Source organism: Mesorhizobium sp. KR9-304, from assembly GCF_040049215.1.
In the GTDB taxonomy this organism is placed as follows: domain Bacteria; phylum Pseudomonadota; class Alphaproteobacteria; order Rhizobiales; family Rhizobiaceae; genus Mesorhizobium_K.
In genome coordinates this window covers 2,478,245-2,493,214 of sequence record NZ_JBDZDN010000001.1, presented here as the reverse complement: position 1 = coordinate 2,493,214, position 14,970 = coordinate 2,478,245, and the positions used below count along the sequence as shown (strand labels likewise).

Below are 14,970 nucleotides of genomic sequence, written 5' to 3'. Positions count from 1 at the left end.
GCCTGCGAGGCGGCGGCGCACGATCCTGTCGGGCGTTTTTCGGCCTTCAGCCGCGGGCGGCAGGAAGCGCCGTTGGGCATGGCGGGACATCGGGATTCGGCAGCTTGCCGTCGGGATGGCCCGCGAGTTCGGGATTGGGCGTATAGACCGGACCGACGACCAGCGGCTGGTCCGGAAGCAGATTCTGGTCCTCCGACGAGGTCATGGTCGTTTCGATGGTCTGCCTGACCGCTCCGTCGGGTCCCTCGATCGTGATTGACACCTTGTACGGCCTGTTCTTCACGATGCACCGCAAAGGCGGGCTTTCGATCGTCGTCTTTGCCATTTTCGGCCAGATTCTGGTGCGGACCACGATGGCCTCGCCGCCGGCCGGGTCCTCGAAGCTTGCGACGGCGGCCTGGCCGTCCTCGACTGGCTGGAGCGGCACGAGATTGACGAGATAGGTGGCCGTCGCAACGCGATAGTTGAAGACGAAGAGTTTCCCGGCAACGGCAAAGAACTCGCCCTCGCCGCCGCTGTCGCGGCAGGCCGAGACGCCGAGCATTCCCGCAAGGGTCAAGGTGATGAGCGGGATGGATCGTTTACACATGGACGGCCTCTCCTCCAGCCAGCTTGCCGCGCTGGTAGTGCCTTTTTGCCTTGTTGCGGTTGCCGCACACCGACATGTCGCACCAGAGCCGGCTTGAATTGCGGCTTCGGTCGACGAAAAGCCAGTTGCAATTCGGGCAGATACGGACCTTCTTCCAGGCATCGACCGCCAGCAGCGAAAGTGCGGAGACCGCAAGCGCGGCCTCGAAGCGGATAGGCAGCGACGGATCGCCGAAGGGCATGCCGTCTGCGCCCACCCGCTCGGCGCTTTCGTCCAGACAGGCCGCGCACGCACGAAGGAAGTCGGGAAGATGGATGGTTTCGATCCCGCCGCTCAAGACGGCCGCGCGCAACATCCGATCGGCCGCCTCCCGCAAAACGATGACCCGCCGCACAGCCGCATCGGAAAACTGGAAGGAGAGCCCGCGGCCGCCAAGCTCGGCGGACCGAAAGCCTTCCGCAGCGGCAGCGAAGCGCGCGATCTCAGCCGTATCTTCGAAACGGTCGAACGAGCGCGCCGGATCGCCGCGCAGCACGACCGTGTTGGTAGTGTCGAGAGCCAGCAGCCCGCCGGAAAAGCGATGCTTCGTCCAGGAAACGTTCATGCTCAATACTAACCCCCAATAGATATTTGACAAGTTAGATTCGACGGCTCAATATCGCTATTGCAGATAGCTCCCGCAGGCCCCGACGCATGGCCTATTTCCTCCAGCAGATCCTGAACGGATTTCATTCGGGCGCTCTCTATGCGCTTCTGGCCTTCGGCTATGTCCTGACCAACGGCGTGCTGAAGCGAACGAACCTCGCCTATGGGCCCATATTTGCCTTTGTGGGACAGGTACTGATCCTCGTCGCCGTGTTTGGCTGGCAGGTGCTGTGGCTGACGCTGCCCGCGACGGTCACACTCGGCATCGTTGCCGCTTTCGCGTATGCCGCCCTTACCGCAACCGTGCTGTCGCGCAGTGTCTTTGTCCCCCTCGCAACACGTTCCCCGAACGCCATCGTGGTGGCGACGCTCGGCGTGGCGCTGGTACTCATGGAACTGGCGCGCATCGCCGCCGAGACCCGCGATTTCTGGCTGCCGCCGCTTCTGGCGGAACCGGTCGTGTTCCTGTCGGCCAACGGGTTCACCGTCACCCTCACCGTCATCCAGCTCGTCAACTGCGCGCTCGCCGCCGTGGCCATCGCCGTGGCCGGCCAGGCCCTGACGCGCTCGCGGCTGGGACGTGCCTGGCGGGCCGTCAGCGACGACCCGGGCGCAGCTGCCATATGCGGCATCGACGTGCGCCGCGTCTTCTATTTGGCCGTCCTCGGCGGAGCGCTGCTTGCGGCGCTGGCCGGCTCAATGGCGGCGCTCTATTACGGCAACATCAGCTTTGGCAGCGGCATGGTCTACGGGCTGAAGGTGCTGTTCGTAACCGCGGCTGGCAGCTACCGGGATCCCACACGCGCGGCTGCTGGCGCGGCCTGCTACGGGATCGCGGAATCGCTCTGGTCCGGCTACTTCCCCATCGAGTGGCGCGACGCATGGATGTTCGCGTTCCTGGTCGCGCTGCTCTTGCTCACGCGGACCGGGAGGGACGAGGGTCGCGCCACGGTCTAGGGTCAGGATCCTAGAACTTTCGGCGCGTGACGTTGCGCCACCCTCGCGCATTCTTGACCTCACACGCTCTTTTGGCGATTGCGCTTCTGTTGACGGGTCCCGCGCCGGGCGTCATACCCATAGAACGCACGCGACCCCAAAAAACCGGCACGGGCGCAAAGGGAGGATCACGATGTCAGGCCTTCTCGCATTGTCGCGGGGGATCGACCGGTTCAACGAACTGGTCGGCAGGTGGGTCTCATGGCTCATCCTTCTCGCCATTCTCGTCAGCGCCGCGAACGCCGTCGTCCGCAAGGCGTTCAACATGTCGTCGAACGCTTGGCTCGAACTGCAGTGGTATCTGTTCGGCGCCGCTTTCCTGCTGGCCGCCGCCTACACGCTGCGTCAGAACGAACACATCCGCATCGACATCGTCTACGGGGCCTTCTCGCGCCGGGTCCAGCATTGGATCGACCTTTTCGGGCATGTCTTCTTCCTGATGCCCTTCGTGATCCTGATGATCTTCTACTTCGTACCTTACGTCTCGCTCTCCTATCGCACAGGCGAAGTCTCGACCAATGCCGGCGGCCTCATCATCTGGCCCGCCAAGGCCTTGCTGCTGATCGGATTTTCGCAGCTCGCGCTGCAGGGAATTTCGGAGATCGTCAAGAAGATCGCCATCATGACTGGCAGGATGGACGATCCGACGCCCTTCATCTCGGCTCACGAACAGGCTGAACTCGAAGCCAAGGCGCTCGCCGAGGAGATCCGTTCATGATCCATTTCATTGCGCAGAACATGGCGCCGATCATGTTCTTCTCGCTCATCGTCTTCATGCTTCTGGGCTATCCCGTCGCTTTCTCGCTCGCGGCCAACGGCCTCCTCTTCTTCTTCATTGGCGTCGAACTGGCCCCCTATTCGGGCAACGAAATCTCGCTGTCCTGGCCGCTGCTCTACGCGCTTCCCGAGCGGTTCTGGGGCATCATGTCCAACGATACGCTGCTGGCCATCCCGTTCTTCACCTTCATGGGCATCGTGCTTGAACGGTCGGGCATGGCCGAAGATCTGCTGGACACGATCGGTCAGTTGTTCGGCCCGATCCGCGGCGGCCTTGCCTATGCCGTCATCCTCGTCGGCGCGCTGCTTGCGGCAACGACCGGCGTCGTTGCCGCGTCCGTCATCGCCATGGGCCTCATCTCGCTGCCGATCATGCTGCGATATGGTTATGACAGGCGCCTCGCCAGCGGTGTGATCGCCGCTTCCGGTACGCTGGCGCAGATCATCCCGCCCTCGTTGGTGCTGATCGTTCTCGCCGACCAGCTCGGCCGCTCCGTTGGCGACATGTATGCGGGAGCGATAATTCCGGGTCTTGTTCTGACCGGGCTGTACATGTCTTACGTGCTCGTCATGTCGATCGTCCGGCCGAAGTCGATGCCGGCCTTGCCGCTCGAGGCCAGGACGCTTGGCCACGGCGTCATTTCACTGATCGTCGCGACCGTCGCAACGATCGGCATCGGCTATGCCGCGCAGGTCTATCTGACGCCGAGCCAGGGAGCCAATGCGGGAATCTGGGGCGCGACGGTCGGCATCGTCGTCATCTACGTAGCTGCCCTTGCGGACAGGGCGCTCAACTTGAACCTGATGTCGCGGCTTTCCCAGCAAGTCATCATCGTGCTGATCCCGCCGCTGGCGCTGATCTTCCTGGTCCTCGGCACCATATTCCTCGGCATCGCGACACCGACCGAAGGCGGCGCAATGGGCGCCGTGGGCGCCCTGATCATGGCCGCGGCCAAGGGACGGCTCAATCTCGACGTCGTCAAGCAAGCGCTTGCGTCGACGACAAGGCTGTCCTCTTTCGTCCTCTTCATCCTGATCGGGGCACGGGTCTTTTCGCTGACCTTCTATGGCGTCAACGGCCATCTGTGGGTGGAGCATCTGCTCGTCTCGCTGCCCGGCGGCGAGGTAGGCTTTCTGATCGCGGTCAACATCATCGTTTTCCTGCTCGCCTTCTTCCTCGACTTCTTCGAACTGGCCTTCATCATCGTGCCGCTGCTTGCGCCCGCGGCGGACAAACTTGGCATTGACCTTATCTGGTTCGGCGTGCTGCTCGGCGTGAACATGCAGACGAGCTTCATGCATCCGCCATTCGGCTTCGCGCTGTTCTATCTGCGCTCGGTGGCGGCGCGCGTGCCCTATCTCGACAAGGTCACACGCAAGAAGATTGAGCCGATTACCACGGGCCAAATCTACTGGGGCGCCGTGCCCTTTGTCTGCATCCAGGTCATCATGATCGGACTGGTTATCGCGTTTCCGCAGATGGTCATGCACTACAAGGGCGCGGTCGTTGATCCGGGCGACGTCGAGATCGTGCTGCCGCCGATGGGCGGCGGGCAACCGGGCGTTCCGGGGCTCGGCCTGCCTGATCTCGGCGGCCCGGCTCCGGCCGACCCGGCCCAACCTCCGGCGACGGACCTGTCCCAGCCGCCCAGCTTCGGCGATACACCGCCCGCCCAGCCGGCGCCACCGGCTACCGACCTGTCGCAGCCACCGAGTTTCAATTGAACGGTTGGGCTGCCATCGCGGTCGCAAAGAAACAGCCCCGGAGCATGGCTCCGGGGCTGTTTCTTTGAAACGCTGGCGTCAGAGCTTGCCGTTGCGCTGCTGCAGCATCATGAACGTGTCGAAATTGTATTCCGATATCTGCGCCCAGAGATAGGCGTCCTTCCGGAACGCGGTCACGCTGTCATAGATCTTCTTGAAGGCCGCGTTGGTGCCGGAGACTTCCGTGTAGATCGCGTTGGCGGCATCGAAACAGGCCGCGAGCACTTCCTGGCTGAACGGCCTCAGCTGCGCGCCGCCTGCGGCGAGCCTGCGCAGCGCGGCCGGGTTCTTCTGGTCGTAGCTCGCCAGCATATCGCAGTTTGCAGCCTGGCATGCGGCCTTGAGGACTGCCTGATAGCTTTTCGGCAGTTCGTTCCACTTGGCCTGGTTGATCATCGTGTGCAGGGCCGAGCCGCCCTCCCACCAGCCGGGATAGTAGTAGTATGGCGCGACCTTGTAGAAGCCGAGCTTCTCGTCATCATACGGTCCGACCCACTCGGCGGCGTCGATCGTGCCCTTCTCAAGCGACGGGTAGATGTCGCCACCGGCGATCTGCTGCGGGACGACGCCCAGCTTCGCCATCATCGTGCCGGCAAAGCCGCCGATGCGCATCTTTAGGCCCTGCAGGTCGGCCACGGTGTTGATTTCCTTGCGGTACCAGCCACCCATCTGGGCGCCGGTGTTTCCGCACGGCATGGCGAGAAGGCCCTGCGTGGCATAGAACTCGTTCATCAGGTCGTTACCGCCGCCATAGTAGAACCAGGCGTTGATCTGGCGGGCGTTCAGACCGAACGGTATGCCCGTGCCAAAAGCATAGGTCGGATCCTTGCCCCAGAAATAGTAGGAAGCCGTGTGGCAGGCCTCGACGGTCCCCGCCGCGACGGCGTCGGCGGCCTGCAATGCGGGCACAAGTTCACCGGCGGCGAAGACCTGGATGTCGAAATTCCCGTCAGTCGATTCTCGGACGTGATTGGCCATCGTCTGCGCCGCGCCGAAAATTGTGTCTAGCGCCTTGGGGAACGACGATGTCAAACGCCACGAGACTTTCGGCGAGCTCTGCGCAATGGCCGGCGCGGCGAGCGCGGCGGTCGCCGCCGCGGCGCCGATGCCGGCCGTACCGGCCTTCCTGATGAATGAACGACGATCCATGCAAAACCTCCCATGTTGGATCACGACGATGCCTGACCCAAGGGAAACCCTTGAATTCCTTGGGTCAGCGCCGGAAGCCGACAATACACGCGGCAAGCCTCAAGTCCAGCATTGGAAGGGATCCGGAACTCTGAGTGCCCGTGACTAGGACTATAGTAGGGGGCAGGCCGGCTCTCGCTACAAAGTTGCGATGGATTTGCCGCCGCCGATCGCCTATTTAGTAGGCATCAAAACCGTTTGCCTTGAACAGGGCCCGTGCATGCTCCAGCCTCTCGTCGCCGTCTCGACCGACGTAAAGCACGTCGACAATTACGATTGGCACGCAACGCCGAAACAATATCTCGAGGCGGCCATCGCCGGCGCCGGCGTGTTTCCCGTGCTGGTGCCGTCCTTCGGCGACAGGCTCGATCTCGATCAGTTGCTTGCTTCCGTCGACGGCGTGATGCTGACCGGCGCGCGCTCCAACGTTCATCCGTCGCTCTACGGCGGCGAGGCGTCCGAAGCCAACGGCCCCTATGATCCGCAACGCGACGCGACGACGCTTCCGCTGATCCGCAAGGCCATCGAATACGGCGTGCCGCTGCTCGCCATCTGCCGCGGCATCCAGGAGCTCAACGTGGCGCTCGGCGGCACGCTGGCGACGGAGATCCAGGAGCGTCCCGACTCGCTCGACCATCGCGCGCCGGTTTCCGACGATCAGGACGAGCGTTTCGGCATACGCCAGAGCGTTTCGATCAAGCCCGGAAGCTGCCTTGCCGGGGTGTTCGGAGCGGGCGAGATCATGGTCAATTCCGTCCACCGCCAGGCCATCGATAGACCGGGTTCGCGCCTGCAGGTCGAGGCGGTCGCCGAGGACGGTACCGTTGAGGCCGTCTCGGTGAAGGACTCCCGCGCTTTTGCCGTCGGCGTTCAGTGGCACCCCGAATACTGGGTCCATGCCGACGGCAACTCGGCAAAGATCTTTCGCGCTTTCGGCGACGCGGTGCGCGCCCATGCGCTGGCCCGGACGGGCGCCCGGACCGCGGCGGAGTAGGCGCCGCCTAATTCTTCGCCTTCACATGCGCCGTTTCGGGAACGGCTGTAAGCGGTTCGCCCTTCGAGAACCACGACTCCAGATTGTCGACCACTAGGTCGGCCATGGCATTTCGCGTATGCACCGACGCCGAGCCGACATGCGGCAGCAGCGAGGCATTGGGCAGATCGAGCAGCGCTTTTGGAACCTTGGGCTCGTCGGCGAAGACATCGAGCCCCGCGGCAAGGATGGTACCGTTGCGCAGTGACACGGCAAGCGCGTCCTCGTCGACAGTGCTGCCGCGGCCGATATTGACGAAGACGCCTTTCGGGCCGAGCGCGCTCAGCACCTCGGCGTTAACAGCCTTCAGCGTCGATGCACCGCCCGGCGCCACCGAGATCAGCGTGTCGACGGCGCCGGCCAGCGAAACCAGCGTCTTGTGGTACTCATAGGCGATCCCCTCGACCTGCCGGCGGTTGTGATAGGCGACGGGTAATCCGAATGCCTCAAGCCGCCGCGCAATGGCCATGCCGATCCGCCCCATGCCGAAGATGCCGGCCTTGCGGCCGCGCAGAGTGGCTGGCGTGAGCCGGTAAGGGCCTTCCTTTTGCCAGCGCCCCTCGCGCAGGTAGTTCTCGGCGCGCGGCAATTCGCGGACCGTGTTGATGAGCAAGCCGAGCGCGGTGTCGGCAACCTCCTCGGTCAGCACGTCGGGCGTGTTGGTCACCATGACGCCCCGTTTGCCGGCATGGGCGGCGTCGACCGAATCGTAGCCGACCCCGAAGCTCGCGACGATCTCGAGCTTGGGCAGCGCATCCATGAAAGCGGCGCCGATGCCGTCGAAAGCCGCGATTCCGCGCGCTTTAGCCGCCAGGTCCGGCGTGATCTTGGCCGGATCGGCGCTCTCCAGGAGCACCATGTCGAATGTCTTGTCTATACGCTTTCCGGCGTGGTCGGAGAGCTTGCCCGGCACCAATATGGTAATCTGGCTAAAGTCATGCGTATCGGTCATCGGCGCTCCACGGGTTTGCCGGTTGATTGCCGGACATGGAGTTCCGGCTTGATGAGTTCCTGCGAGGGGCGCACGGCCTGCCCGCTGAGCTTGTCGAGCAATGCACGAGCGGCGCGGCGGCCGACCTCGCGCTGGCCGTTCCATACGGTGGTCAGCGCCGGCGTGGCGATCGCCGCCTCCTCCAGATCGTCATAGCCGGTTACCGAAATGTCGACCCCCGGCACCAGGCCGGCGCGGGCGATCCCGTTCATCAGGCCGATGGCGACCAGATCGTTCCAGCAGCAGGCCGCCGTCGGGTGGTCTTTCATCGCGAGGAACTGGCTGGCGGCCTCGAAACCAGCCTGCTTGGTGCGCGGGCCGGGAATGCGCCAATGCGGCTTAATCTCCAGCCCGGCCGCCTCCATCGCCGCGACATAACCCTGATAGCGGTCGCGCCCGGTCGAGGTCTGGTCGGTGCCGCCGATCATGGCGATGCGCTTGTGGCCGAGCGAGATCAGATGGTTGGTGGCGAGCCCGGTGCCGTAGGCATCGTCGCCGCGGAACACCGGCACCTCGGCGCCCTCGACCGTGCGGGCGATCAGCACCGCCGGCAATCCGTTCTCTTCGGCCATGATGATGTCCTCGCGTGGCGTGCCGATCGCCGGCGACATGATCACGCCGTCCGCGCCGAGTTGCAGCAGCGTATCGATGAAGGTGCGCTGCTTTTCCAGCTGGTCGTAGTGGTTGGACAGGATGAAGGTCTGGCGGCTGCGGTCGAGTTCGCTTTCGATGGAGCGCAATATCTCGGCAAAGAACGGGTTCATGATGTCGTGGACGACCACCCCGACAATGCCCGACCGCGATGTCCTGAGGCTCGCCGCTCGGCGGTTGTAGATGTAGCCGATGGCCCTGGCGTGATCCTTGATGCGGTCGCGGGTGGCGTCGGCGACAAGCGGGCTGTCGCGCAGCGCCAGCGAAACCGTGGCCGTCGAAACCCCGAGCGCGTCGGCAATTGTCGAAAGCTTGATCTTCTGTGCCAGCGCGCTCTCCCCGACCCGCTCTTTAAACTGTTTAAAGACGCGCTTATGCCATCCTTCGCGGCCGGGTCAAAGCTTTTTTGCCAGCTCTTCGTCCTCGGCGTTGGGCGCCGTGCTGCTCTTCAGTCTCAGCCTGTGCTCGCGATGCACGATGTAGAGGCCGCTGGCCACGATGATCGCGGCGCCTGAGATCGTCCACCAGTCGGGCAGTTGGTCGAAGATCAGCCAGCCGAAACCGATCATCCAGACCATCTGCAGGTATGGATAGGGCGCCAGCGCGGATGCAGTCGCAATGCGATAGGCGCGGATCAGGAACCAGTGGCCAAGCGCACCGTAGACCCCGAGCGACAGCAGGATTAACCAGTGCCAGGGATCCTGCGGCAGCGAAACCGTGAAGGGCAGCGTCGGCGCCAGGAGAACGACCGGCGCCAGCGCCGCATAGAGGATGAGGCTCTCCGACGTCTCGGTGGCGGACATCCGTCTCGTCATGATCACGTAGAAGCAGTTCGAAAGCATGGCGCAGAGCGCATAGATGTGTCCCAGGGCGAAGACCCCGCTGCCGGGCCGCGTGATGATGATGACGCCGACGAAACCGGCAAGGATCGCCAACCAACGCCGCCATCCGGCCCATTCGCCGAGCAGGGGCCCGACGAGCGCCGTGATCACCATCGGTCCGAAGAAAAAGATAGATGTCGCTTCGGCGAGCTGAAGCGTCTGTAGAGCCAGGAAATTGAAGACCGTGGAGCCGAAAAGGAACGTGCCTCTCAGCACATGCATCGGTAGGTTCGCGGCGCGGAAGCGCCGGGGCTCGCGCCAGGCGCCCAGCAGGAAGAACGCCACCGCGACATGCGCCGCAAACCGTATCCAGACCGCGAAGAGCGGCGCGATGCCGGCAAGCACGATGTATTTCGCGCTGGTGTCGAGAAATGCAAAGAACATGTAGACGACGACCATGTAGAGGATCGCCGCGGGTGGTGTCGCGATTTCCGATGATGCTGGGAGCTTGGGCAAGGCGGGACCGTTTCGTGCCGACTTCCGCCTTTAGATTGAATCGTGCCGGGGTCGCAACCGCTAAACGTGGCCGCGTTTGGACTGGCGCCGTCCGGTTGTCTAGTCGTCGGCGTCGATCTCGTCGTCGACCTCCGCGAGCGCAGTGTCCGACAGATTGGCCTCGATACGGGAAAGCAGCTTCGCCAGCGTCTTCTGGTCCTTCTTGTCGAGGCCCTTCAGCGCCTGCTTTTCCGTCTTGCGCAGCGATTTCTCGATCGCACGGATCGTGTCCCGGCCCGGATCGGTTAGGAAGATATGGGCCTGCCTCGCATCGTGGTCGGATGCCTTCTTGTCCAGAAAACCTTGCGCCTGCAGCCTGTTGATCGTCTTGGTGATGGTCGGCGGCCGCACACCCAGGCGTATCGCCAGCTGACCAGGCGTCTGCCCGTCCTCCTGGCTGAGCGCGATCATGATCTGGTCCTGGCCTGCGTAGAAACCGTGCGCAAGCAGCCGCGACGCCAGCGCCGTCCGGGACAGACGCGACGCCGAATGCAGCCGGCTCATGGTCGAGCCCTTGTTCGCCTTGGCCATTTGTTTTCCCCCAATAACCGTAGCCGGCGTACTTCGGCAGATGGATTGCGCATCATGGTCGCGACCCTGCAGACTGGCGTATAGAAAGCCTTTTGCCGGCAAGCAAAGCCGTCGCGCGCAAGCTAATGCCAGATCGAAATAACAGTTAGATGACAAACGAAAATGCCGCCGTGGAAAACTTCCAGCACGTGACACGTTCAGTCGGCCCCTGACGTAGCGAGCCGGCCAGCCCATTGCTTAACCGGACGTGGTTTCCCCCGACCTCGTCGCCGCCCACATGCCACTGGGGTATCGGTTCCGCACCGCCTGGCCCATCGCAAGGGGAGGTGCAAAACCGGTCTCGTCACACTATATGGAGCCTCTGATCGGCAGAGGCATTCCCATGAGCGAAGCATCGATTCAAGCCCAGGCCCAAACCCCCGCCCAGATCCCGGTGACCGTGCTGACCGGCTATCTCGGCTCCGGCAAGACCACCCTGCTCAACCGAATCCTCTCGGAAAACCACGGCAAGCGTTATGCGGTGATCGTCAACGAATTCGGCGAGATCGGCATCGACAACGACCTGATCGTGGAGTCCGACGAAGAGATCTACGAGATGAACAATGGCTGCGTATGCTGCACGGTGCGCGGCGATCTGATCCGCGTCGTCGAGGGCCTGATGCGGCGTCCGGGCCGTTTCGACGCCATCCTGGTCGAAACTACCGGCCTCGCCGACCCGGCGCCTGTCGCGCAGACCTTCTTCATGGACGATGACGTACGCTCCAAGACCAGGCTCGACGCTGTCGTCGCGCTGGTCGACGCCAAGCACCTGCCGCTCAGGCTGAAGGATTCCAGGGAGGCAGAGGACCAGATCGCCTTCGCCGATGTCGTCGTGCTGAACAAGACCGACCTGGTTACGCCGGAGGAACTGCGCGACGTCGAGGCGGCGGTCCGCGCCATCAATCCGTCGGCGAAGATCCACCGCACCCTGCGCTCCGGCGTTGCGCTGAGCGAAGTGCTCGATCGCGGCGCGTTCGACCTCAGCCGGGCGCTCGACAACGATCCGCATTTTCTCGATGCGCATGACGAGCATGATCACCATCATCACGAACATGACGGCCACGATCACCACGCCCATGCCTCGCCGATCCACGACGTGACGGTGCAGTCCGTGTCGCTGCGCGGCGGCGAGATGGATCCGAAGAAGTTCTTCCCCTGGATCGAGAAGATCACCCAGATGGAAGGCCCGAACATCCTGCGCCTCAAGGGCATCATCGCCTTGAAGGACGATCCGGACCGCTACGTGATCCAGGGTGTGCACATGCTCATCGAGGGCGACCATCAGCGTCCCTGGAAGGACGGCGAGAAGCATGAGAGCCGGCTGGTGTTCATAGGTCGCGAGTTCGATGCCGAGCGGTTGAGAAAAAGCTTCGAGGCATGCCAGGCGGCAGCCTGAACCGCCGAAAATATACGTCTCGGAGAAGCGGCCCCTCACAGGCAACTGGACAGACGGCTTCGTCTTCCCCTATTGCCGCGGACCAATGCCGCCGAAGGACGTGCGTCCTCGCGGGAAGAAGCTTGCTGGAAGACAGAGAATGCCCACCGTCGCCCCGCTTGATCTCGATGGCCATTGCATCGCAGCCGTATTTCTCGGCGGCGTGCCGCATTTCGCGCTTGCCGACGGCACGATCCACCGTCTCGACCACGGCCACAAGACGCTTCAGGTGCATGACGGTCTGCTTTCCGCCACGCTCGACCAGGCAAAGTCGCGGCTGATCACCGGCGGCGAGGACGGAAAAGTCTGCGCCAGCGCCGGCGGAACAAGCGATGTCCTGGCGCAAGCTGGCCGGAAATGGATCAGCAGCGTCGCTTCGGGTCCGCAAGGCACGGTCGCCTATGCGACCGGCCGCTCGGCCTTCGTGCGGTTCGCCGACGGCAAGACCAAGGAATTCCAGCACCCGCGCACGGTGGAGGGCGTCGCCTTCTCGCCGAAAGGCATGCGTTTTGGCGTCGCTCGCTACAACGGCGTAACGCTGCATTTCCCGGCGACCGACGGCAAGCCTACCGAGCTCGAATGGGCGGGCGCCCACACCGCGATCACTTTCTCACCGGACGGCAATTTCGTCGTCACCACCATGCAGGAGAACGCATTGCATGGCTGGAAGCTCGCCGACGGCAAGCACATGCGCATGTCGGGTTATCCCGCCAAGGTGAAAAGCCTGTCCTGGAGCGCCAAGGGCAAATGGCTGGCCAGCTCCGGCGCGCAGGCTGCGATCGTCTGGCCTTTCCAGGCCAAGGACGGACCGATGGGCAAGGCGCCGCTGGAACTCGGCACGCGCGGCAACGCCATGGTGACCTGCGTTGCCTGCCACCCCAGCCAGGAGATCGCGGCCATCGGCTACAATGACGGCATGGTGATGGCGGTGCGCTTCGCCGACACCAAGGAAGTGCTGCTGCGCCGGCCGGGCAAGGGCGCTGTCAGTTCGATGATGTGGGACGCCGAGGAGCGCCGCATCGCCTTCGGCACCGAGACCGGCGACTGCGGCGTCATCGACATATCAGGTTAGGCAAGCAACGTTTTCGCGGGTCTCGCCCGCGCAGGCTTTCTGCGTAGCGCCAGCCCGTCCAGTATGTTGAGCGACAGAAGCGTGATGTTGACGGCTCCCGCCGCGAGTTCGATCGCCTGAACGGCAACGAAGGCCGTATCGAACTCGCCTGCCCCGGCCTTGCTCGCCAGGAAGACCGCCGAAGGCAAGAGGACCAGAACGCCGTTCCCAGCGACGATCTTCATGCGTTGCTTCTCGCGCGCGACCGCCGGGCTGCGCCAGCCTTTGCCAAGCGAGAACCCCGACGCGCCGGCGATTGCCATGGACGGGACGAGAACCAGCATGCCGGCGAGGATGCCGTTCTTGACGGAAGCTATGGCCGAGGCGTCGCCGAACAGCTCGGCGATGGCCGTTGCGCTCCAGAAGATACAGATCGTCAGCAGCGCCAGCGCGCCGGCAAAGGCATGAATCCTGGTTTTCAAGACCCAATCTCCAATTAGATAGCATGCTATTTATCATTGGATAGCTTGCTATGCAACTGCTATTCTTACCAACATGACATTCGACAAGACCCGCTCCGCCGGCTTCCTCGCCAACCACATGGCAAGGCTTTTCGCAAAGGGCCTGCAGCAGAACATCCGGCCGCTCGGTCTCGCTCCGGCGCAGTTCATGACCCTGCTCGCGCTTTGGGAGAAGGACGGGCTGACGCAGCGCGAGCTCGTCGCGCTGCTGGATGTCGAGCAGGCGACCATGGCCAACACGCTGACCAGAATGGAGCGCGACGGGCTGATCGAGCGCCGCGCCCATCCCGAGGACGGACGCTCGCAGTCGATTCACCTCACGAAGAAGGCGATCTCCCTGCGCGAGCCCGCGACATCAGCGGCCCGCGCGGTGAATGGCGTGGCGCTCGGCGATCTATCAGAAAAGGAACGGACGACCTTCCTTAACCTCACGCGGCGGGTGATCGATTCCCTGAAGCAGCGCTATTGATCATTCGGCCGAGCAGACGACCTCGCCTTCACGCTCAACCGTGACGCCTTCGCCACCGTTCTCTTCCGTCGCATCGAAAACCGAGAGCTTGTAGCGGCCGTCATAAAAACCTTCGCCATCGTCACCGCCGCGCGCCGTGGTTTGGATGGTCAGTTCGACATAGCCATGCGGCTTGTCGCCCTCCCGCTCGCGATAGAGCAGCAGGCGCAGATCCTCGCCATCCAGCCAATATTGCGCGACGTGTTCGCGCGCGAAAGCGGTCTCGCCGAGATCGGCGGCGATGGCCTTGTCCGCGATCTCCAGCTTCCCCTCGAAGCTGAACAGCGGGCCGCCCATGCCATGCGTCACGCCGCCGCCGACGTCGATGGTCACGCCGCCGGCATCGGCCGAGCAGTGGATGCCCCCGGAAGCGAAGGCCGGCTGACAGGTCAGCACGGCAAGCATCGTCAAAATCTCTCTGCGCATGGATTCCCTCGATACCGGCCAACCGGCCCTCCATACCACAAACCGCCTGGCAGACAGAACACGCCTTGCACCGCGGCTTCCCATGGTCGCCTCAATGAAAGCGTGGAAAGCGCCGTGCGCCAACCCATTGATTTCACGCGATTTCGAAGAAGATGCGGCCCGGTTTATTCACGCCGGTCCGCCATAGGCGATACTTGGCCTGTTCCTCCTGCGGGAACGCCGGTCGCGACGGTGGTCAGGTGGGGAGGAGACGGCGCCTCCGGTGGTTGGCTAACGTGGCCGCTGCCCGGGGAGGTTCCGTCCAAGGGTTCCCCTGCCGCCACTACGGGCGGTGCGTGCTGGACGAGCACATAGCCCTGAGGCCAATGCCTGAAAAGGCAAAGAGTATCAGGGCGGAGCGGAACGGACGGAAACGGAAAACGCCGGCGGGGCGCGGGGTTCGCGCCACG

At 63.5% G+C, this 14,970-nt stretch carries 16 protein-coding genes; 7 read left to right on the top strand and 9 right to left on the bottom strand.

The features are described 5' to 3' along the window. Positions 1–46: 46 nt before the first annotated feature. Both ABLE71_RS11915 and ABLE71_RS11910 read right to left on the bottom strand, forming a co-directional pair. Positions 47–589, bottom strand: a complete 543-nt coding sequence (locus ABLE71_RS11915; protein WP_348783543.1) for a hypothetical protein — start codon at positions 587–589, stop codon at positions 47–49. Further along, positions 582–1,193 carry a CGNR zinc finger domain-containing protein gene (locus ABLE71_RS11910; protein WP_348783542.1) on the bottom strand — a complete coding sequence of 204 codons (612 nt, stop codon included), beginning with the start codon at positions 1,191–1,193 and terminating at the stop codon, positions 582–584. The genes ABLE71_RS11915 and ABLE71_RS11910 overlap by 8 nt, the downstream gene beginning before the upstream one ends. An 89-nt stretch (positions 1,194–1,282) precedes the next feature. Between ABLE71_RS11910 and ABLE71_RS11905 the strand changes: the two genes are divergently transcribed. From ABLE71_RS11905 to ABLE71_RS11895, 3 genes are all read left to right on the top strand, one after another. Further along, positions 1,283–2,191 (top strand): branched-chain amino acid ABC transporter permease, encoded by a 909-nt coding sequence (locus ABLE71_RS11905; protein WP_348783541.1) that lies wholly within the window; start codon positions 1,283–1,285, stop codon positions 2,189–2,191. A 172-nt stretch (positions 2,192–2,363) separates the two neighbouring features. After that, positions 2,364–2,948, top strand: coding sequence for a TRAP transporter small permease subunit (locus tag ABLE71_RS11900; RefSeq protein ID WP_348783540.1), 585 nt, complete (start codon positions 2,364–2,366; stop codon positions 2,946–2,948). After that, the gene (locus tag ABLE71_RS11895; protein WP_348783539.1) at positions 2,945–4,732 is read left to right on the top strand and encodes a TRAP transporter large permease subunit; all 1,788 of its coding nucleotides are present in this window, start codon (positions 2,945–2,947) and stop codon (positions 4,730–4,732) included. Before ABLE71_RS11900 ends, ABLE71_RS11895 begins: the two co-directional genes overlap by 4 nt. 78 nt (positions 4,733–4,810) lie before the next feature. Here the strand turns inward: ABLE71_RS11895 and ABLE71_RS11890 are convergent, their stop codons facing one another. Continuing rightward, a complete protein-coding gene (locus tag ABLE71_RS11890; RefSeq protein WP_348783538.1) occupies positions 4,811–5,920 on the bottom strand; it encodes a TRAP transporter substrate-binding protein in 1,110 nt (369 codons plus the stop codon). A gap of 259 nt (positions 5,921–6,179) precedes the next feature. Here ABLE71_RS11890 and ABLE71_RS11885 point away from each other — a divergent pair, with 259 nt between their 5' ends. Beyond that, complete coding sequence (locus tag ABLE71_RS11885; protein WP_348783537.1) at positions 6,180–6,953, top strand: gamma-glutamyl-gamma-aminobutyrate hydrolase family protein; 774 nt, start codon at positions 6,180–6,182, stop codon at positions 6,951–6,953. A gap of 7 nt (positions 6,954–6,960) precedes the next feature. Here the strand turns inward: ABLE71_RS11885 and ABLE71_RS11880 are convergent, their stop codons facing one another. The 4 genes from ABLE71_RS11880 to ABLE71_RS11865 form a co-directional block, all read right to left on the bottom strand. Further along, a complete protein-coding gene (locus ABLE71_RS11880) occupies positions 6,961–7,944 on the bottom strand; it encodes a 2-hydroxyacid dehydrogenase (RefSeq protein ID WP_348783536.1) in 984 nt (327 codons plus the stop codon). Further along, positions 7,941–8,963, bottom strand: a complete 1,023-nt coding sequence (locus ABLE71_RS11875; RefSeq protein WP_348783725.1) for a LacI family DNA-binding transcriptional regulator — start codon at positions 8,961–8,963, stop codon at positions 7,941–7,943. Before ABLE71_RS11875 ends, ABLE71_RS11880 begins: the two co-directional genes overlap by 4 nt. A gap of 66 nt (positions 8,964–9,029) precedes the next feature. Beyond that, on the bottom strand, positions 9,030–9,914 hold the full coding sequence (locus tag ABLE71_RS11870; RefSeq protein WP_348783724.1) for a DMT family transporter: 885 nt from the start codon (positions 9,912–9,914) through the stop codon (positions 9,030–9,032). A gap of 156 nt (positions 9,915–10,070) precedes the next feature. After that, positions 10,071–10,541: a MarR family transcriptional regulator gene (locus tag ABLE71_RS11865; RefSeq protein WP_348783535.1), complete on the bottom strand. Its 471-nt coding sequence runs from the start codon at positions 10,539–10,541 to the stop codon at positions 10,071–10,073. Positions 10,542–10,923: 382 nt separating this feature from the next. Here ABLE71_RS11865 and ABLE71_RS11860 point away from each other — a divergent pair, with 382 nt between their 5' ends. Then, entirely contained in the window at positions 10,924–11,976 is a 1,053-nt protein-coding gene (locus tag ABLE71_RS11860) for a GTP-binding protein (protein WP_348783534.1), read from the top strand. Positions 11,977–12,115: 139 nt separating this feature from the next. Next, positions 12,116–13,087 (top strand): WD40 repeat domain-containing protein, encoded by a 972-nt coding sequence (locus tag ABLE71_RS11855; RefSeq protein ID WP_348783533.1) that lies wholly within the window; start codon positions 12,116–12,118, stop codon positions 13,085–13,087. Here the strand turns inward: ABLE71_RS11855 and ABLE71_RS11850 are convergent. After that, on the bottom strand, positions 13,084–13,548 hold the full coding sequence (locus tag ABLE71_RS11850; protein WP_348783532.1) for a hypothetical protein: 465 nt from the start codon (positions 13,546–13,548) through the stop codon (positions 13,084–13,086). The two genes, ABLE71_RS11855 and ABLE71_RS11850, sit on opposite strands and share 4 nt — an antisense overlap. 73 nt (positions 13,549–13,621) lie before the next feature. Here ABLE71_RS11850 and ABLE71_RS11845 point away from each other — a divergent pair, with 73 nt between their 5' ends. Beyond that, complete coding sequence (locus ABLE71_RS11845) at positions 13,622–14,056, top strand: MarR family transcriptional regulator (protein ID WP_348783531.1); 435 nt, start codon at positions 13,622–13,624, stop codon at positions 14,054–14,056. Here ABLE71_RS11845 and ABLE71_RS11840 read toward each other — a convergent pair whose 3' ends face one another. Then, positions 14,057–14,521: a hypothetical protein gene (locus ABLE71_RS11840; RefSeq protein WP_348783530.1), complete on the bottom strand. Its 465-nt coding sequence runs from the start codon at positions 14,519–14,521 to the stop codon at positions 14,057–14,059. Between the last annotated feature and the right edge of the window lie 449 nt (positions 14,522–14,970).